Here is a 19,540-nt window from a genome sequence, read left to right as displayed (position 1 = left end):
CGCTAACCGTGTTTGAGCCGCGCTTGGCCGGTCGTCGCGTCCGCCGCCGCGCTATCGCCGACCATTCGGCTTTCGCCCCGCAGGGTCAAAAGGGCACCGCAGATCAACCTCTTGCGGAACAGGTCGACGGCCACGGCAACACCACGGTTGAGCGCGGTTCGAACGGCCTCGTCGTCGAGGGTGCCGACTTCGATCGTCACCAATCTTTCGCCGAGGTCGCTATCGGGATCGAGATCGACGCCCGCGCGGCGGGCGATCGCGGGATGATCGACGTCGACCGAATTGCCGATCAGGGTCGCGGCAACATCGGCGGCCGCGGCGTCGCTGCCGAGGACGGTGACCGAATCGGCGATGCCGAGCGAGAAACTTCGCCCGCCGCGGCCACTGGTCGCGATACCACGGACCGGGTCGTGGAAATCGATCCTGGCCACCCCGTCGATCGCCGGCCTCGTCGGATCCGTGACAATGCCGGAATCGAAGCCGTGGCCGGGCGTCAGGTAGAGCGCGATATCGCCGCCGTCGTTGACATAGGCGCGATCCAATGCTCCGCCCGACACCATGCTGGCCAAAACTTCGTCGGCCACCGCCCCGGCGACGGCCGCCATCGGGGTCACAAATGTTCCGCGATGGGGCCGGCAGGCGCGCCACATGCGGCGCGCGGTCGGCCCCTCGGGCTCGGCCCGGTGATCGCTCACCGGCCGGCGCAGCAGCGGCAATTCCTCAACCAGCTCATCGAGCAAAACTTCGAATCGCCGCCAGGCCCGCGTGTAAGCGCGGTCGGTCTCGGTCGGGGCGCCAAAGGCTTCGAGGATCAGGTCGATGGGCCCGTGTTGAAAGTGGCGCCGCCCATCGGCAAGCAGCGCGCGGACCGGACCGGCGCTCATGATGCGGTCCGGTCCAGCGCCGCCGCCGGCGTCCACGGCCACGGATTGCGATCATGCCATTGCGTGACCCGGACCCGGTCGGCATCGACGATATCGCCGATGCGTCGCACGCTCCCTATATGGCCGCCGAGGTCGCGATAATCGTCGAGCCGCATTGTGAATTCGATCGGCGCCACGATCGCTGGCGTCGGCACATAGCCGAAGGACCGGTCCGGCATGCGGGTGACGTCGACCAGGATGGTGATGCCGCCGCCGGGCCAGACATAGACCGGCGCGCCGCCGCAGGACACCCGAGTGAGCGCGGCCTTGACCGACCGCGTCAGCCGCACGGGATTTTCGGTGACCCCAGCGCGCAACGACCCGCCTGCGCCGGCCATGAACAGCACCGTCGCCAACGCCGGCTCGCAGTTCTCGCCGATCCTCTCCACGGTAAGCCGAAGCGGATCGGGCATCTCCGCCGGCACCGGTTGGAGGCGCTCGTCGAGTTCGAAAAACGCCGCGTCCTCGCCGGTGGTGCTGACCATGAGCAATCTGAGCCCGGGATAGGAGATTTCGGGGTTGATCGATTCGATGATGGTCAACGGATCGGTGATATCCGTGCCGCCCCATCCGGTTCCCGGATTGGCGACTTGAAAGTACCGCCCCGGAGTCGATTTGCGGCCGCGAACCCGAATGCCGGCCGGCTTCATTTCCAGAAAGCGGCCGGCTTGGTGCTCGGTGAGGACCCCGGTAATGTGATCATCGACGACAACCACCTCGTCGACATGCTCGTGCCACTGCTTGGCGAACATGCCGATCGTCGCGGAACCGCAGCCAACCCGCATGCGCTCTTCATGGAGATTGTTGATGATCGGCGCTTTCCCGGCCTGGACGGTCAGCGTCGCACCGCCATCGACCGTGAAATCGACCGGCTCCTTGTTGCACAGCCGCATCATCATGTCGCAGGTGACGGTGCCTTCTTTCTTCGATCCGCCGGTGAGGTGACGGACCCCGCCGAGCGCCAGCATTTGCGAACCATATTCGGCCGTCGTCACGTGGCCGACGGGCTCGCCCTGGCATCGGATCGCGGCCTGTTCCGGACCGACATAACGGTCGGTGTCGATCTTCACCTTGATTCCGCAATAGCTGAAGATGCCCTCGGTCACCACCGTGACCATGTCGATGCCATCGTGGGCGCTGGCGACGATGAAAGGGGCCGGCTTGTAATCGGGATAGGTGGTTCCGGACCCGATACCGGTGACGAAGGTGGATTCGTCGGGAAGGAGGCTGCCGTCCCAATCCTTGTCGAGGAAGGGTACGGCCTCGCCGGCTTCGCCCAGGACCCGTTGCGCCAGGATAAACGGATCGGTTCGCACCAGCGTGCCATCGGTGTTGCCATAGCGGCCGCAGGCACCGGTCCGGCCGGCCCTGATCCGGCACAGTACCGGACAAGCGTCGCAGACGACCAGATCCTCGACCGGCTTCTTGGCCGTCTTGGCAGCAGTCCGGTCGGGCGCCGTGTCAGTCACGGCCCGATCCCGTGCGGGCGGCAAGGATCGCCGCCCGGACCCGGTCCGGGGTCGCGGGGACTTGGTAGATGCGCGTTCCGATGGCATGGCTGATCGCGCCCAGGATCGCCGGCGCGGTCGGAATCAGTGCCGGCTCGCCAATGCCCTTGGCGCCGAAGGGACCCAGCGGTTCGTGCTCCTCGATGATCATGATCTCGATGTCGGGCATGTCGCCGAAGGTCGGGATCAGATAATCGTGGAGGTTTTCGCTGCGCCCGGGCACGTACTCCTCCATCAGGGCCATGCCGAGGCCCTGGGCGATACCGCCGTGGATTTGGCCTTCGACTTGAATTGGATTGATCGCACGGCCGACATCGTGGGCGGCGACGACGCGTCTCACCTTGACGGTGCCGAGATCAAGATCCGCCTCGATCTCGGCCATCTGCGCGGCGAACGCATAGGTGGCGTAGGGGCTGCCCTGGCCATCGTCGTCGAGCGGCGTGGTCGGCGGGTCGAAGGTGCCCTCGCCGGTCAGGACATTGCCCTGCTCGTCCGGCGACAGCGTGTTCAGTTCGATCCGGCGCTGAGAATGGACGTCACGGACGAAAAGCGCGTCGGGTTCGACCTCGATGAGCCCATGGGGCCCGACATTGGCGAGCCGTAGAATCTTCGCCCGCATGTCCTCCGCCGCGAGCTGTGTGGCGCGGCCGGAGATGAAGGTTTGGCGCGACGCCGACGTCTTGCCGGCGTCGGCGGTCAGGTCGGTATCGCCGGTGACCAAGCGGATCGACGTGACCGGGACACCGATGGCATCGGCGCAAATCTGGGTCAGGATGGTGCTCACCCCCTGGCCGATGTCGACCGCGCCGCTGTACAGCGTCACCATGCCGGTGGCGTCCATGCCGACCCGTATCGTCGACGGATTCGAGATCGACGTATTGCCGCAGCCATACCACATACAGCCGAGGCCGACGCCAAGGCGCCGCCTGCGCGATCGCTCGTTGAACATATCCGCCTGCCCACGCGCCTTGCTCCAATACGGTCGCAAGGCCTCGAGGCATTTGTCGATGCCGACGCTTGCATCGAGTACCTGCCCGGTCGCCGTTTCGTCGCCAACGCGAATTGCATTCAGCAGTCGGAACTCGAGGGGGTCGATGCGGGTCTTCTCGGCCAGCATATCCATGATGCCTTCGTGGGCGATCGCGCATTGCGGCACGCCGAAGCCGCGAAAAGCGCCGGCCGGCGGTTCGTTGGTCAGCACCGCCGTACTCTCGACCTCGACCACGGGAACGCGATAGGGCCCGGTCGCATGGATCGGCACCCGGTCGGCGACCGTCGGCCCCCACGATGCATAGGCACCGGTGATGAAGTCGCCCTGCAACTCGTAGCTCGTCAACAGGCCCTGTTCGTCACAGCTCGCACGTGCCTGGAGGCGCGCTGGATGCCGCTTGGTCGTCGCCGCCATCGATTCGGGCCGTGTGTAGACGCAACGCACCGGCTGATCGAGGAGCCACGCCGCGACCGCGATGATGGGTTGGACGGAGACGTCCAATTTGCCGCCGAAGCCGCCGCCGCAGGCGGTCGGGATGATGCGGACCTGCGCCGGTTCGACATCGAGCACGGCCGCGATTTCTTCGCGGTCCATGTAAGGAGCCTGGGTCGCCGCGGTGATTTCGATGCGATCGCCGACGCGGCGGGCGAATCCGGCCTCGGGTTCGATATAGGCGTGTTCGACGAAGGAGGTCTGCCAGGTCGCCTCGGCGACGATCGGTCCTTCGTCGATCGGCTTTGGTTTTTCGCCGCGTTCGTTCGGATCTTCCTTCCCCTTGCACACGTAGCCGCGGGTCAGGATATTTCCCTCGTAGGCCTTTTGAATTGTCGCCGCGTTCTTGTGGAGCGCCGCATCGAGCCCGATCACCGGATCGGCCGGGTAATAGGTAACCGGAAGCTCGTCATCGGCGATGATACGAATCGTTTCCGCGTCACCGACCAGCGCCAAGATCGCGTCGCCGCGATATCGTGCGACGTTTCGCGCCAGGACCGGCTGATCCTTGATTTCCGGATAGATGCCGTAGCCGTTTCGCCCGGGGATGTCGACCGCCGACAGAACCCGCACGAGGCCGGGATATTTTTTGAACAAGGGGCGCAGATCGCTGACCGAAAAGGACGCGCTGGCAAAGGGCGAGCGCACGATACGCAAAGCCAGGGCACCCTCCGGAATGACATCCGCGCCGAACTTTTCGGCCCCGGTCAATTTCTCGATGCCGTCGACCTTTGCCAGCGACGCGCCAACCGCCATGCCCGACTGCCCGACGGCGCCGGTGTCGGTGCCGTAGGCGGCATCCATGACCGCGTCGACAATCTTGACATAGCCGGTGCATCGGCAAAGGACGCCACCCATGGCGTCCTCGACCTCTCGCCGGGTCGGCCTCGAGTTTTGTCTCAAGAGGTCGGTTGCCGCCATCAGCATTCCTGGCGAGCAGATCCCGCACTGCGCCGCACCATGGCGGTGGAAGGCGGACTGCAGGAAGGTCAGTTCCTCGCCCGTCGCCAATCCCTCGATTGTCTCGATATTGCTGCCTGCCGCCTGGGCGGCTGGGATCATGCAGGCGCAAACCTGGGCGCCGTCCATCAAAATGGTGCACGATCCACAATCGCCGGCCTCGCAACCGACCTTGGTTCCGGTCAGGCCGAGCGAATCGCGAAGCACGTCGGTCAGGCGCGTGACCGGCTTGGCCAAAACGGTCACCGATTCGCCGTTGACCGAGAACGTAATGGGCTCCAGGGCCAAGGTCATGACCTCACCCTCATGTCGACACCAATCGCCGAAAGCGCACGCTTGACCAGGGTCAGTGCCGCGTCGCGGCGATAGCTGCCGGTGCCGCGGACATCGTCGATCGGGTTGAGGTCCTCCAAGTGGGCAGCGGCCACCACCGCACCCAGGTTGGCGTCGCAAGGCTGGCCGATCAGGGCCGCTTCCAATTCCGGCAGGCGGCGGGCCACCGGCGAACATGCGCCGATCGCGACGTGAGCTTCGGCAACCCGGCTGTCGCTGTCCGGTGAAATCGTCACCGCCACCATGGCGATCGAGATCACCAGGTATTTTCGAGCGCCCAGCTTTTGAAACGTGCTCGCGGTGCCGAGGGGCGGTTTGGGAATTATCAAGTTGGTGACCAATTCATCGGACCGGCGCGCCGTCCGGCGATTGGCCAGGACAAAATCTTCGAGCCGCAGACTGCGCGCGCCCGACAGGGAGGCCAGTTGCACGCGGGCATCAAGCGTCAACAGTGGCGGCATCCCATCAGCGGCCGGCGAGGCGTTGCAGAAGTTTCCGCAAATCGTGCCGCGGTTTTGAACTTGGAGACCGCCGATCTCGCGCGCCGCCGTCTTCAAGCCATCGAAGCAGGGCGGCAATTCCGTCATCATCAAGTCGCGCCAGGTCGAAAGAGCACCGATCAGCCAGTGATCGTCGCGTTCGACGATGCCACGGAGATCAGCGAGCGCACTGATGTCCAGGACATCCTCGATCAGCGGTTTACCGACCCGACTTGGATAGTAGTCGGTGCCGCCGGCGAGGATTTCAAGCGGCCCTGCGCTCAACGCGGTCAACGCATCCGCAATTTCAATCGGACGATGGTAAGTACCCATATCGGATGAACTGCCTAGCCCTCTGATCGACTGACGAAAGGTCGAATTACATCGTATGTGTACATATGACTTTACGCCTGGTTTGAAGTCTCTTCAAGTCCAGGCATGCGACATCCGGTTCAGTTCAGTTTCTTGAGTAGGCGAAGAAACGATTTGCGCTCCTCCGCACGGAGTGGGGCCAACGTTTCGCTGGTAATCCGTTGACCGCCGGCGGAGAGCGCGCGTTCCGCCACCCGTTGCCCGGCAGCGGTCAGCGACAACAGAATGCGCCGTCGATCATCGGGGTCGGGCCGTCGCGTCATCAAGCCACGTTGGCCCAATCGGCGCACGACCCCTTGCATGGTCGCCGGGTCCACCGCGATCAACCGTCCCAATTCATTCTGTGACACCAGATCCTGTTGCATCACCTTGACCAAGGCGGAGAATTGCCGCGGCGTCAGTTCAAACTCAGCCATCGCTTCCATGAATATTGCCGTCGCCCGTTGGTGCGCGCGGCGCAGGAGATAGCCGACTTGATCCTCGAGAACATAGTCGCTTTGTGCGGATTTCAAATCACCCGACATGCCGACCGTCGCTCCGTGTTGACCCCTACCGGCCGCAGCGGCCCCCGGACCGGTCGGGCGCCGCGCAGCAACCGTATTGTTCGCCCGCGCGAATTTTCGTGCAACCAAAAGATTCATCGCCGAGGTCATTCCTGGACGATCGGCTGGGCCACGATCCATAGGCTCAGCATCGTGTAACCGATCATCAGGGCGACCATCGGTATCTGGCTGGCGATGGCCGCCCGATTGGTCGAGTAGGTTCGCAGCGCCATCGCATGGGCGAGATAGACTGCGATGACGTGGCCGAGAACAATGGCCGTAACCGACACGTACCAGACGATCCGCGCGTTGATAATCGCGATATTGATGAAATAGAGTTTGGTGCCAAAAAGATCCCATCCGGCGCCGAACGGGTCGGATGCGAGAGGGATCGCATATTGTCCGGCGATCGCGAGATAGGACAGATAGTGAGCTAGGTGGTAGGCGACGGCAATCGGAACCAGGGTGAGGACGAAAAGGCCGGCGAGCTCGATCACCGGATGTCGGTCGTCACGGGCATCGCCGCTATCGCCGACGCGACGCGCGCAGACTGCCATCAATTTGCAGAACCCCAGAAATACGACGAAAAACATCGCCGGCACGAGGATGAGCGCGGCGGTGGCGAGCAATGCCCCGGGCGCGAATCCACCGGTCTGAAGGTCGAACAGGAACCCGGCCAATGGCGGTGTGGTGACGAACCATTGCAGCGTCGCTTGCCACGCCGGCGTCTCGGCGAAACCGTCGAAGGACACCGTCGCCAGCACGAGCAGGGCGAGATAGACCATCGAAACGGGAACCGGCTTGTCGACCAACAGGCCGACCGCGTAGGGTCGCAGGCGAAATTCGCGGCGCCGGTCTCGAACCGCCGTCTCGGTCGGGGAAAAACGGGCGAAGAGGCCGAACACCAAGGCAAAAGCGTCGCCATGAGCGAGCCAGGCCTGCCTGCCGAAGACCACCATACCGGCCCACGAGATAACGGCGTAGATGACCATGATAGTGGCCAGGCCGGAGGGCCGGTCGGCGCCGCTCCAGACCAATTCGCACCACGCGAAGGCGAGGAAAAGTGCCGCCCCCGGCCACACGCCCCAGGCCTTGGGCCACGGCCGGCCGAGGCAAAGCTCGCGTCCGCTGATGGCGCGCCACATGTCCTCGGTCCAGCGAAACATCGATGCCAATGGATTGACCAAGGCCCAGAGGTCGCCGCAGAGCGACGAAACATAGGCCAGGCCGACCCACCAGATTACCCAGACCGCGGTTGGCGCGATGTTCTTGAACGGGTTCTGATCGCCGCCGAAACCGGCGACGACGATGACAAGATATAGGGCGACCGCAATTGCACGCACCGCCTCCAGGACCACCGGATGGGCCAGCCACCCGAGCGGCGCGATCCGCAGTAGATCGTAGGTCGGATAGGCGGTGGATCTGACCGATCTGCGCAAGAAAAAGCCGGCCAGGACGAACGACAGGCCGACGGTCGCGGCCGCTCCCCAGATATACATCGACAACGGAACCGGCAGATCGTAGCGCGCGCCAAAACCATGGGCGGCGGCGGCGGCCGGCAGCAGCAGCAGGCCGCCCGCAAGCGACACTATCGTACGGCGAATGCGCATTTATCCGAGGCGGCTGGTCTCAGCGCGGATGAACTTCAAGGTACTGCAACGTGAGGTGCGCGCCATCCGACCCATGGGTGGTGATGGGGAACCGCCCGGTGGCGTTCGCGGTCAGGCTCATTTCGGTCGCCTGACCGGGTTCGACCGCCGCTTTGACGTTGTAGCCGTGGAGGTGGATGTCCGCGGTTCTGTCCGTGGTCCAAATCAGCGTCACCCGATCGCCTTCGCCGACCCGCAGGGGCCTATCCGAATCGGCAAGCCGATCATCTACAATATCGAGTTCGAACATCTTCTCCGCCGGATCGTCGGCGAATACCGGCGCCCCGGCGGACGCGATCAGAATGGCCATCGCCGATCCCGCGAATGCCGGCCGTAGGCGGCGAGACCAGTCGGCAAAGAGAGTCATGGAACGACGTTTTCCTTCCGGCAAGACATCCATTTCAACCATGATTTCGCCTCGTTGGGCCGCGATTATCCGCGATACGACGAATCTTGTCACCCGTTGACAAAACTGGGAAAATGCAGTGAATCGCCGATCGGCGATGGGAACCAGCGTGTTGGCCGCGAGGGTTGATTAAAAGCCGGTTTTCTAGGCGCTATGCCTAAATGGAGGGTCGGCCACGGCAAATGCCGCCGCATTCATCGCCTGAGTGGCGGCGGAATGGTTCAATCGAGAATTTGGAGGAATTATGAATATCACAAGATTTCTCGGCGTTGCAACATGCGCGGCGGGCCTGATGCTGTCTGCGACTGCGGACGCCGAGATACTCGCAATGATGAACTACGAGACCAAATCGCCGGAATCGCTCAAGGCGTTGAAGAATGCGATCGCCCCGCAGGCGCGCCGCGAGGGGATCGCCATCATCGATGTCGATCCGCAATCCGACAATTTCGGCAACATTCTGGTCGATATCCCGCTGCCGGCGGATTTGGTCGCCCACCATCTGTTCTATAACCGGGACATGTCGAAGATCTATCTGACGGCGCTCGGCCAGCCCGCGATGCACGTCATCGACGTGTCGCAGAACCCCTATCGCCTCAAGCGGCTCGACACCCCCGGCTGCACCGTTCAGGAGGATATTATTTTCTCCGCCGACAACAAGACCTGGTGGGTGACCTGCATGGGATCGAACACGGTGGTCGAAGGGAATGCGGAGACCGACGAGATCGTCCGCAATATTTCGACCCCGGAAAAATATCCCCATGGCATCGCCGTCAGTGACGGCATCGACCGTCTGCTCATCAGCAGCACGGTAAACGCCGCGGACCTTGGCGATCCCGGCGAAACCATCACCGCGATCGAGGCCAGCACCGGGAAACCGCTCAAGTCCTATAAGGTGTCCAGCAAACCGTCGCCGGCCGGCGAGGCGCCGGTGGAGATCCTATTCGTGCCCGGCGCGAATCCGCCGGTGGCCTACGTCACGAACATGTATGGGGGTTCTCTGTGGACCGCGAGCTGGGACGCCGACAAGGGCGACTTCGTCGTCGCCCAGGCGCATGACTTCGGTCCCCAGGAAGCCGGCGTGCCGTTGGAGATATATTTCAACGACGATTCCTCGCGCCTCTACGTGACGACGGCCAATCCGGGCCATTTTCATGTCTTCGACATTTCGGGCGACCCCGCCAAACCGAAACTGACGAAAACATTGCCGACCGCGCAAGGCGCTCACCATGTGGCGTTCACCAAGGATTGGAAGCTGGCGTTTGTCCAGAACACGCTGCTCAACTTGCCGGGGATGAGCGACGGTTCGGTCACGGTGATCGATCTCGAAAAGGAAGAGGTGATCGGATCGGTCGATACGCTGAAGGAAATGGGCTTCAACCCGAACAGCATTATTCTGCTGCCGGAATGGAACCATTTGGCCGGTCACTAATTCGACCCTGATCGGATGACGAGATCTCCGCCCGGGCAGCCTCTCGCCCGGGCGGTTTTCTTACGGCCGGTGGCGATCGGTGTTCGTTGTTGGAAGAGCCGCCCGGCCACTGCCCGATGTTGACATCGGCCGCGGGCGCCCCTATGTTCCCGCGTCCTTTGGAATGCTACGCACGGACGCACGAAAATGAAGGTTTTACATTCGCTCAAATCGGCGAAAAAGCGCGACAAGAATTGCCGCGTCGTGCGCCGTCATGGTCGCGTATATGTCATCAACAAGCGCAACCCGCGTTTCAAGGCGCGTCAGGGATAATTTCGCCCGGTTTCGCCGGTCCAGGATCGCGCCCCGGTGGCGCGATTTTTTTATCCGCAGCTTGCCTCGATACCAATTCGGCTTACCATAGAGCCGGCGGCCGAAATCGGCGCGCCGTTTCTTCGCTAGCCGTGGGAGCCTTCGACGATGAAGATGCCCGATCCCGATCAGGACATCATCGCTAGGCGCCAGGCGATCGTCGCCGATTTGAACGAGATCGTGACCGGCGCTCAGGTGATTACCGGTATTGTTACCGTCGAAAAGGATGCCAGGGGTGAAGTTCGACGTAGCGGCGTTGTTGGTCATGCCAATGCCGGTATTGCCCGGAATATGCAATGACTTCTGACGGCGCTGTAACCTCGACATCTACGTCAATTCGGACCGTTGCTACTGGCTTAGCCTTTCCTGAAGGGCCGATTGCCATGGCGGACGGATCTATATTAGTGACCGAAATCGCCGCCGGCACGCTGGTCCGGGTGTCACCGGACGGTCGTATTGAACGCATTGCTGAACTGGGCGGTGGACCCAACGGCGCGGCGATCGGACCAGACGGCGCAGCCTATGTCTGCAACAACGGCGGTAGTTTTTCGTTTTATAAAAAAGGGGACCTGTTGGTATTTGGTTTGGTGGCGCCGCCGAGCTATTCGGGCGGCAGCATTGATCGGGTCGATCTCGCCACCGGCGAGGTCAGAAAGATTTACACTGCGTGCGACGGGCACCCGCTAAGGGGTCCAAACGACATCATCTTCGATGAGACCGGCGGCTTCTGGTTTACCGATCACGGCATCCGCACCGAGCGGGAGAGCGACCGCACGGCGGTCTACTATGCACAGCCCGATGGCACCAGCATCACCGAGGCTATCTTTCCCCTCGATAGTCCGAACGGCATTGCGTTGTCACCGGACGGTAGTCGCCTCTACGTCGCCGAGACACAAGTCGGGCGAATCTGGTCATGGGAATTAGACGGCCCCGGCAAGATCGCCGCCAACGCGGACGGCGATTATCATCCAGGCAAGCTGTTCTACGGTGCGCCCGGCTACACCCTGTTTGATTCAATGGCAGTCGATGGCGACGGCTGGGTATGTCAGGCGACGTTGATTAATGGTGGCATTGTGCAGATTTCGCCGAATGGTCGGACTGTTGAAAACCTGGCGCTGCCTGACCCGATGATCACTAATATCTGTTTCGGTGGTCCCGATCACGGCACGGCCTACATCACCTGTTCCGGAACCGGGCACCTGATCGCCGTGGATTGGCCGCGGCCCGGCGGACGTCTCGCCTTTTCTTAATACGATTCCGTCGAAGGAGGCGATCTGATGTTGGTGACCGAGTACATCGTGTCGGCGCTGCACGACCAGGGTGTCGACCATTGTTTCGTCGACCTCGGCGGCCTGAACGACAATTTCATGCCGCCGCTTACCGGCACCCAGGGTGTGAAAACCGTCGTTGCCGCATTCGAAGGCGGTGCCGCCTATATGGCCGATGGCTATGCCCGGGCTTCGGGCGGGCTGGGCGTGTGTCTTGGCATTGGGGGCCCCGGTATACTCAACATGGTAACGGCGCTGGCGGCGGCGCGCGCCGACCGTAGCCCGGTGCTTGCAATCAGTGGCGAAGTGGCACGCAGTTGGGAAGGCATGGGGGGCTTCCAGGATGCATCCGGCGCCGGGCTCGATGACGTCGACGCGCTGCAGCGCATAACCGGACTGTCGCTGTCGTTGTCGTCGCACGCGGTCGTACCGCATCACCTGCGTCATGCGATTACCCATGCATTGACACGCCGCATACCGGTGCATCTGTCAGTGCCGGTCGATGTGCAGAAGGCTGAGATCGATGATGACTGGCAACCGGTCGGCGCGGCATTGGCGGCGAACCGGAGCCTCGACGAGGCGGCGCTTGGTCACGCTGTCGATCAGATGAAAGGCGCCGAACATCGAAAAATCATCGTGCTGGCTGGGCCAGGTGTGCAACATGCTGGGGGCGCCAAGACCCTTCGCAGTTTCGCCGAACGGTTCGACATACCCGTGGCAACGACGTTGTCGGGCAAGGGTCTGATTCCCGACGATCATCCTCTTGCATTGGGCGTATTCGGCTATGGAGGGTCGCGTTGGGCAATCGATGCCATCTGTTCCGACGAAGTCGAGGTGCTTATCATCATCGGCTCCGGACTATCGCAGCGCGACACGATGCAGTGGGACCCCCGTATGCTGCCGTCCAAGGCAATGATCCATATCGAGGCCGATCCGTTGCTGATAGGGCGCACCTGGCCAAGCGATGTCCCTGTGGTCGGAAATGCCCATGAAGCGCTGAAACGTCTGGTCAGCATGGAGGGAGCGGACGCCCTAGAGGCTGGGCGCGACGACCGTCTGGCGTTCCTGAAGAAGATACGGTCTGCGGGTCCGCGCCGCTACTGCGGCGAAGACATGAAGAGTGACGCTGTGCCGATGCATCCGGCGCGCGTCGTCGCGGAGCTGCGTGCCGCGTTCCCCGATGACGGCGTCTTGTGTGTCGATTCCGGTGCACATCGGGCCTGGTTTGCCGAGTACTGGGATATCCGCGATGAAAACACACACTTCTCGCTGACCAATTTGGGGCCGATGGGCGGCGCTATTCCGCTTGGCATTGGCGCCAAGCTCGCTCGGCCCGAGCTGCCACTGATGGTGGCTACCGGTGACGGCTGCATGCTGATGCACGGCATGGAAATCCATACCGCCGCGCGTGAAGAAATCCCGTTGGTAGTCGCGGTCATGAACAACCAGTCCTATGGAAATATCTATTTCCGCGCATCGAAGATGGGGCCGGGACCCGAGCACCTGACCGACATACCGGGTATCGATTGGGTTGGCTTCGCCAAATCGATGGGCGGTGATGGCGAACGCGTCGACACCCCCGATGGCATCGCGGCAGCGGTCGGCCGCGCCCGCGAGGCCAAGGGTCCCTATATATTGGACCTGCATACCGACAAGACCTACCCGACACCCGTAGGGGCCTGGCGCAAACGCCAGAAGGAGTGGGAGGATAGCGACTGATGGCCAAGCTGCCCGATCCCACTGAGTCGCTGAAAGGCGGCGACCTTAAGACCTTCGAGCACATGGCGCGCGCGCGCGCCCACGCCGAAGGTCGCGCCCAATTGGGCGAGGTCTACGTCCGCATGTTCAACAATCCCGGTGTCGCGACCAAGATTGGCGCACTTGGTGAACATCTGCGTTTCCACGCAACCCTGCCCGACGCGGTGCGCGAATTAGTGATCTTGCGTTTTGCAGCCAGACAGGCTTCTGGTTACGAATGGTCGCACCATCAGCGTCCAGCGAAGTTGGCTGGAATAAGCCAGGATGTGATAGATGAACTAACTGCCGGCGAGGTGCCTGACGTTTTGCCCGACGCGTCCCAGGCGATATTGCAAGCGGTCGACGCCGTAGTTGCCAAACAATCGATCCCCGATGACATCCAGCAACGTATCGTCGCCGTTCACGGCGTCGCGGGCGTGGTCGAGGTGGTCGCCCTTTGCGGCCTCTACGGCATCATGAGTTACATGGTCTTTGCCTTCGATATCCCGCTAGAAGAGGGCCTGCCCGAGCCGCCCGATCTGGGTTAGGTCGCATGGGAACGGTGTGGCGCCCCGATGGCACGATTTTTCTTATGCGCCGCTTGCCTCGATGCCAATTCGGCTTACCATAGGGCCGGCGGCCGAAATCGGTGCGCCGTTTCTTCGCTAGCCGTGGGAGCCTTCGACGATGAAGATGCCCGATCCCGATCAGGACGTCATCGCCAGGCGCCGGATAATCGCCGCCGATTTGAACGAGATCGTGACCGGCGAAGGAATCATCGTCGAGGAAGATGAGCGCCGGCCTTACGAATCCGACGGCCTGACCGCCTACCGGACGGTTCCGCTGCTCGTCGCACTGCCGGAAACGACCGATCAGGTGGCGCGCATTCTGGCCTATTGTCACCGCGAGGGGATCAAGGTCGTGCCGCGCGGCGCCGGGACCTCGCTCTCCGGCGGTTCGCTGCCGCTCGCCGACGCGGTCCTGCTTGGCCTTGGCAAGTTCAACCGCGTCCTCGAGATCGATTATGAAAACCGTTGCGTTGTGGTTCAACCGGGCGTCACCAACCTGGCCATCAGCGATGCTGTTGCCGAACGCGGCTTCTATTTCGCGCCCGACCCCTCGAGCCAAATCGCATGCTCGATCGGCGGCAATGTCGGTGAAAACGCTGGCGGCGTGCACTGCCTCAAATACGGCGTAACCACCAATAATTTGCTCGGCCTCGAATTCGTTACCATCGAAGGTGAAGTGATCCGGATCGGCGGCAAGCATTTGGACGCCGGGGGTTACGACTTTATGGGCCTGCTCACCGGCTCCGAGGGTCTGCTCGGTGTGATCACCGAGGTGACCGTGCGGATCCTCCGCAAACCCGAGACCGCGTGTGCAGCGCTGCTCGGATTTCCTAGCAACGAGCAGGCCGGCGATTGCGTCGCCGCGATCATCGGTGCCGGTATCATTCCGGGCGGCATGGAGTTGATGGACAAGTTGGCGATTCACGCCACCGAGGAGTTCATTCACGCCGGTTATCCGATGGATGTCGAGGCGCTCCTGATCGTCGAGCTGGATGGGCCGGCGGCAGAGGTCGACCACCTGGTCGAAACTGTATCGAAGATTGCCGACGACAATGGTGCGGTGACCAAGCGGATCAGCCACTCCGAAGAAGAACGCATGACCTTCTGGGCCGGGCGCAAGGCCGCGTTTCCGGCGATGGGCCGTATTTCGCCAGATTACTATTGCATGGACGGGACCATCCCGCGCCACCGCTTGCCCGAAGTGCTGAGGCGGATGACCGAACTCTCGGCCCACTACGGGCTTCGCTGCGCGAATGTTTTCCACGCCGGCGATGGAAACCTTCACCCCCTCATCCTTTACGACGCCAATCGGCCGGGCGAGCTCGAGAAGGCGGAGGATTTCGGCGCCGATATACTCAGGCTCTGCGTCGAGGTCGGCGGCGCGCTGACCGGGGAGCATGGTGTCGGGGTGGAGAAGCGGGATCTGATGGGCGAAGTGTTCTCGGAAGTCGACCTGAACCAGCAGCAGCGGGTGAAGTGTGCCTTCGATCCGAAGGGTTTGCTCAATCCGGGTAAGATGTTTCCGACCCTCCACAGATGCGCCGAGTTGGGTCGCATGCACGTCCACGGCGGCAAGCTTCCATTTCCCGATATCCCCCGATTTTAGTATGGCCGATGTCTTTCGTCCCGAGAACGAGGATCAGGTTCGGGAGCTGATCGCGTGGGCGATGGCCGAGAAGATTCCGGTCGAGATCCTCGGTGCCGGAACCAAGCGTGGTCTTGGTCGGCCGTCGCAGGCCGACCGTGCGATCGACCTCACCGGGTTGACCGGGATATTGCTCTACGAGCCCGAGGAGTTGGTGTTGAGTGCCCGCGCCGGAACGCCGCTGGCGGAGATCGAGGACTTGCTCGCCGAGAACGACCAGGAACTGGCCTTCGAGCCGCCGGATTTCAGCGGCTTGATGGGCGTGGAAACGCGAACCCAGACAATCGGCGGGGTGCTGGCGTGTAATCTTGCCGGGCCTCGGCGGATCAAATCCGGCGCCGCCCGCGACCATTTTCTCGGGTTCCACGGCGTGACCGGACGCGGCGAGGCGATCGTCGCCGGCGGACGGGTCGTCAAGAATGTCACCGGTTACGACCTTTGCAAGTTGATCGCCGGTTCCTATGGGACATTGGCGGCGATGACCGAGGTCACGTTAAAGGTACTGCCACGCGGGCAGAAGGCGTGGTCGCTCCTGGTCTATGGCCTCGACGTTAGTTCGGCTGTCGCGGTGATGACCGAGGCGCTCGGCAGCGCCTACGAGGTATCCGCCGCGGCCCATCTTCCGGCCCCGCTGGCGGCGGCATCCGCGGTCGATTATGTCGCCGCGCCGCAGACGGCAGTGACCGCCCTCCGCGTCGAAGGCCCGGGGCCGTCGGTGGCCTCTCGGGTCGCCGCACTTACCGCGGAACTTGCCGCTTTCGGCAGCGTCGAGGAGTTGCACAGCAGAAATTCAGGGGTTCTCTGGCGCGAGATCGGCGACATTGGTTTCGATTCCGTAAGCGATAACGAGGCGTTGTGGCGCCTCTCTGTGGCACCGACCGCGGCTCCCGCCGTCGCCGACATGCTGCGCTCCGACGATTTCGCGGAACCGCTGTTGGATTGGGCGGGCGGCTTGATGTGGGTTGGCGCGCCGGCCGACGGCGATGGCGGGGCATCGGTCGTGCGGTCCGCGATCGCGGCCCACGGCGGTCATGCAACCTTGTGGCGCGGACCCGAGGGACTGCGGGCTTCGATCGATGTTTTCCAACCTTTGGCGGGGCCGCTGGTCGGTTTGACCCAACGGGTCAAGAGCGGTTTCGATCCGCACCACATTCTCAATCCTGGTCGCATCTACGCGGGAATATAGACCATCGGGAAGGGATTGCGCCCGCGCGGCCGTGAAGCTTGGCGCCCAATCGGTCACGACCTGTTGAAGGCAAGGATATTGGCAACCGATAGGTCATGAGGCCATATTACGGCGATGCTTAGATTGATGAGCATGGCGATCGGTGTTGCGTTACTCCTCGGGTCGAGTGCGACCAACGCCGACCAGAGCGACCCGAGGCTCGCCGAGCTGTTCTCCGGTCTTCTAGCGGCGGAGGGCCAAAACGAGGCCGACCGCATCACCGATGAAATCTGGACTATCTGGGTTGCCAGCGATGACGAGACGGCGAACGAGCTGATGTCGGCCGGCGTGGCGCTGATGGCGTTGGGCCGTCCCGCGGACGCCTTGCTGCGGTTCGACAAGTTGGTCGAGATCGCACCGAAATTTGCCGAAGCGTGGAACAAGCGGGCGACGGTCCACTATCTGCTCGACAATTATCAGGAGTCGGTGGACGACATCGAACGCACCCTGGAGTTGGAGCCACGCCACTTCGGTGCGCTGTCGGGGCTCGGCCTGATCTATATGGAGACCGGTGACGAAGAGATCGCGATCCGGGCCTTCGAAGGCGCGTTGAAGGTTCATCCATATCTGCCCGGCGCGCGGCACAATATTGAAATCCTGAACGAGCGTCTCCAGCGCAAGGAAATCTGAGAGCGGTACCGACCGGTACTTGCTCGCATGCCATTCACCGGCTGTTGACTTGCGCGTGAGGCCGGCCATCCTTAGGTAAGGCGTGATGGGCCGCGAGCGGGGAGTTGGATCGTGCTGACAAGAGTTAAGCGTGGATGGGAGATTCCGGAGCGTCTGGCGACGCCGGAGCACATTTTTCACGCCCGCCGACAGATCGTCAAAGGGATCGCCGCCGGGCCGATACTGGCGGCACTGCCGTTGGTGGCGAAGTCCGCCTGGGCCCAGACCGAAGACAAGGATCCATCGGCCGGGCTTTACCCGGTCGACCAGAACCCGCGCTATACCCTCGACCGGCCGATTACGCCGGAAAAGGTCTCGACGACCTACAATAACTTTTACGAATTCGGCTCCCACAAGCAGATATCGCAGAGCGCCCAGGATCTGCGCATTCGGCCCTGGGAAGTGCACTTCGATGGTCTCGTCGAACAGGAAAAGACGGTCGGCATCGACGACCTCCTGGCGGCGATGCCGCTCGAAGAGCGTTTGTATCGCCATCGCTGCGTCGAAGCATGGTCAATGGATGTGCCGTGGAGCGGGTTCGAAATGAAGGCGCTGGTCGAATTCGCGAAGCCGCTGGGCTCGGCCAAGTATGTCCAGATGCAGACCTTTCATGACAAGGATATGGCTCCGGGCCAGCGCCAGTTCTGGTACCCGTGGCCCTATACCGAAGGCGTGTCCATGGCCGAAGCCACCAACGAGCTCGCCTTCATGGTGACCGGCATGTACGGCAAGCCGGTGCCCAAGCAAAACGGCGCGCCGCTGCGCATCGCCTTGCCGTGGAAATACGGCTTCAAGTCGATCAAATCGATCGTCCGCTTCAGTTTTGTCGAAGAGCGGCCGAAGTCGTTTTGGGAGGAACTCGCGGCCAACGAATATGGATTTTGGGCCAACGTCAATCCCGAGGTGCCGCATCCCCGGTGGAGCCAGGCCTCGGAGCGTAACATCGGCCTCGATGAAAAGGTTCCGACGCGACTCTACAACGGCTACGGCGAATTCGTCGCCGACCTCTACACCAACATGAAAGACGAGCTTCTGTTCATGTAATCACGGCGCGGGACGCCGTTGCTCAGCTGCCGCCGTTGGCCTTCTCGTGCTGGTCATAAACGTAGCCGCCAAGGGCACCGGCACCGGCGCCCACCAAACCTCCAAGCGCCATATTGCCGCCGATCGCTCCCGCGACGGCGCCAATCGCGGCGCCGCCCGCCGTGCCGGTAAGGGTCCGTTGTTGCGTGGTGTCGAGACCACTGCACGCGGAAACAGCGAGCGCGCCGCTCACCGCCAGGGCCATTGTGAGACCTCTCATCGCCTGTCACTCCCATTCAGATTCACGCGACCATACCGGCCCCGGTTGTCGGCGGGGAACGGTATGACGGTCCTGTTGTCGATTGCCCGTGTCATCGGTATTACGGGCACGGCCACTTGCCGATCGCGGCCGCCGCGACGCCCTCGATCGCCGGTGCATCCTTGCTCTTCGGATTGGCGCGCGCCCAATTGACGAAAGCCTCGACCAGGTCGAGACGGGACGCGCTTGAATCCGGACATATCACCGGCTTTTCGTTCGGGCCCGCGGTTCGCGCATTGTGGTATTGGATGACGCCGGTGATGTAGCCCATGCAGAAATAGGCACCCTTGTCGCTCAACTCATGACCCTGGGGCACCGTACAGAGGTCGACCAGATCCTGAACATTGACGACGGCAAAGTCGCCGGCATCGGTCACGCCATCGTCCTCTGCGCTCGACGCCATCGCCGGAAGGAATCCCCAAACCGCAGCCAAGAGTACGGCCATCACTTTCGTTTTCATCGTTGCCTCTCCTTGCCCTTGGGACCGGCCCCGGGCCGCTGTCGGATTCGACCGATTGGGGCCTCCTGTCACCTCTATCACAATGCCACGACGAGGCCAATCTCGGCAGCCATGATCGGAATCCGAAACATTCCTAGCCGGATCACGGAGACGCCCGGGGTCATGCCGCCACCGGAATCTCCGGTCGGCG

At 62.5% G+C, this 19,540-nt stretch carries 19 protein-coding genes; 10 read left to right on the top strand and 9 right to left on the bottom strand.

Going from position 1 to position 19,540, the window contains the following annotated elements:
* Positions 1-2: 2 nt before the first annotated feature.
* The 7 genes from GY791_17235 to GY791_17205 form a co-directional block, all read right to left on the bottom strand.
* Positions 3-884, bottom strand: coding sequence for a UPF0280 family protein (locus GY791_17235; protein MCP4330170.1), 882 nt, complete (start codon positions 882-884; stop codon positions 3-5).
* Positions 881-2,392 carry a 6-hydroxynicotinate reductase gene (locus GY791_17230; GenBank protein ID MCP4330169.1) on the bottom strand — a complete coding sequence of 504 codons (1,512 nt, stop codon included), beginning with the start codon at positions 2,390-2,392 and terminating at the stop codon, positions 881-883. The genes GY791_17235 and GY791_17230 overlap by 4 nt, the downstream gene beginning before the upstream one ends.
* Complete coding sequence (locus GY791_17225) at positions 2,385-5,168, bottom strand: molybdopterin-dependent oxidoreductase (protein MCP4330168.1); 2,784 nt, start codon at positions 5,166-5,168, stop codon at positions 2,385-2,387. The genes GY791_17230 and GY791_17225 overlap by 8 nt, the downstream gene beginning before the upstream one ends.
* Positions 5,165-6,019 carry a xanthine dehydrogenase family protein subunit M gene (locus tag GY791_17220; GenBank protein MCP4330167.1) on the bottom strand — a complete coding sequence of 285 codons (855 nt, stop codon included), beginning with the start codon at positions 6,017-6,019 and terminating at the stop codon, positions 5,165-5,167. Before GY791_17220 ends, GY791_17225 begins: the two co-directional genes overlap by 4 nt.
* A gap of 119 nt (positions 6,020-6,138) precedes the next feature.
* Positions 6,139-6,582, bottom strand: a complete 444-nt coding sequence (locus GY791_17215) for a winged helix-turn-helix transcriptional regulator (protein ID MCP4330166.1) — start codon at positions 6,580-6,582, stop codon at positions 6,139-6,141.
* A 125-nt stretch (positions 6,583-6,707) separates the two neighbouring features.
* A complete protein-coding gene (locus GY791_17210; GenBank protein ID MCP4330165.1) occupies positions 6,708-8,210 on the bottom strand; it encodes a hypothetical protein in 1,503 nt (500 codons plus the stop codon).
* A 19-nt stretch (positions 8,211-8,229) separates the two neighbouring features.
* Positions 8,230-8,559, bottom strand: a complete 330-nt coding sequence (locus GY791_17205) for a hypothetical protein (GenBank protein MCP4330164.1) — start codon at positions 8,557-8,559, stop codon at positions 8,230-8,232.
* 388 nt (positions 8,560-8,947) lie between these two features.
* On the opposite strand from GY791_17205, the gene GY791_17200 reads away from it, so the two are divergent.
* From GY791_17200 to msrP, 10 genes are all read left to right on the top strand, one after another.
* Positions 8,948-10,084, top strand: a complete 1,137-nt coding sequence (locus GY791_17200; GenBank protein MCP4330163.1) for a YncE family protein — start codon at positions 8,948-8,950, stop codon at positions 10,082-10,084.
* A 186-nt stretch (positions 10,085-10,270) separates the two neighbouring features.
* Positions 10,271-10,396: a 50S ribosomal protein L36 gene (rpmJ, locus tag GY791_17195; protein ID MCP4330162.1), complete on the top strand. Its 126-nt coding sequence runs from the start codon at positions 10,271-10,273 to the stop codon at positions 10,394-10,396.
* 147 nt (positions 10,397-10,543) lie between these two features.
* Positions 10,544-10,735: a hypothetical protein gene (locus GY791_17190; protein MCP4330161.1), complete on the top strand. Its 192-nt coding sequence runs from the start codon at positions 10,544-10,546 to the stop codon at positions 10,733-10,735.
* The gene (locus GY791_17185) at positions 10,732-11,685 is read left to right on the top strand and encodes an SMP-30/gluconolactonase/LRE family protein (protein ID MCP4330160.1); all 954 of its coding nucleotides are present in this window, start codon (positions 10,732-10,734) and stop codon (positions 11,683-11,685) included. The genes GY791_17190 and GY791_17185 overlap by 4 nt, the downstream gene beginning before the upstream one ends.
* 27 nt (positions 11,686-11,712) lie before the next feature.
* A complete protein-coding gene (locus GY791_17180; GenBank protein MCP4330159.1) occupies positions 11,713-13,422 on the top strand; it encodes a thiamine pyrophosphate-binding protein in 1,710 nt (569 codons plus the stop codon).
* On the top strand, positions 13,422-13,988 hold the full coding sequence (locus tag GY791_17175) for a carboxymuconolactone decarboxylase family protein (GenBank protein MCP4330158.1): 567 nt from the start codon (positions 13,422-13,424) through the stop codon (positions 13,986-13,988). Before GY791_17180 ends, GY791_17175 begins: the two co-directional genes overlap by 1 nt.
* A gap of 139 nt (positions 13,989-14,127) precedes the next feature.
* Positions 14,128-15,615: an FAD-binding protein gene (locus GY791_17170; GenBank protein MCP4330157.1), complete on the top strand. Its 1,488-nt coding sequence runs from the start codon at positions 14,128-14,130 to the stop codon at positions 15,613-15,615.
* A 1-nt stretch (position 15,616) separates the two neighbouring features.
* Positions 15,617-16,840, top strand: coding sequence for a glycolate oxidase subunit GlcE (glcE, locus tag GY791_17165; GenBank protein ID MCP4330156.1), 1,224 nt, complete (start codon positions 15,617-15,619; stop codon positions 16,838-16,840).
* Between the two features lie 126 nt (positions 16,841-16,966).
* Complete coding sequence (locus GY791_17160; GenBank protein ID MCP4330155.1) at positions 16,967-17,509, top strand: tetratricopeptide repeat protein; 543 nt, start codon at positions 16,967-16,969, stop codon at positions 17,507-17,509.
* A gap of 111 nt (positions 17,510-17,620) precedes the next feature.
* Entirely contained in the window at positions 17,621-18,592 is a 972-nt protein-coding gene (gene msrP, locus GY791_17155; GenBank protein ID MCP4330154.1) for a protein-methionine-sulfoxide reductase catalytic subunit MsrP, read from the top strand.
* 22 nt (positions 18,593-18,614) lie between these two features.
* Here the strand turns inward: msrP and GY791_17150 are convergent, their stop codons facing one another.
* Positions 18,615-18,851, bottom strand: coding sequence for a hypothetical protein (locus GY791_17150; protein MCP4330153.1), 237 nt, complete (start codon positions 18,849-18,851; stop codon positions 18,615-18,617).
* Between the two features lie 100 nt (positions 18,852-18,951).
* The gene (locus GY791_17145; protein MCP4330152.1) at positions 18,952-19,350 is read right to left on the bottom strand and encodes a hypothetical protein; all 399 of its coding nucleotides are present in this window, start codon (positions 19,348-19,350) and stop codon (positions 18,952-18,954) included.
* Positions 19,351-19,540: the final 190 nt, after the last annotated feature.

It is taken from the genome of Alphaproteobacteria bacterium, assembly GCA_024244705.1.
GTDB lineage: Bacteria > Pseudomonadota > Alphaproteobacteria > JAAEOK01 > JAAEOK01 > JAAEOK01.
Note: the sequence above shows the minus strand (reverse complement) of the source record. Positions and strands in the feature narration are given on the sequence as shown.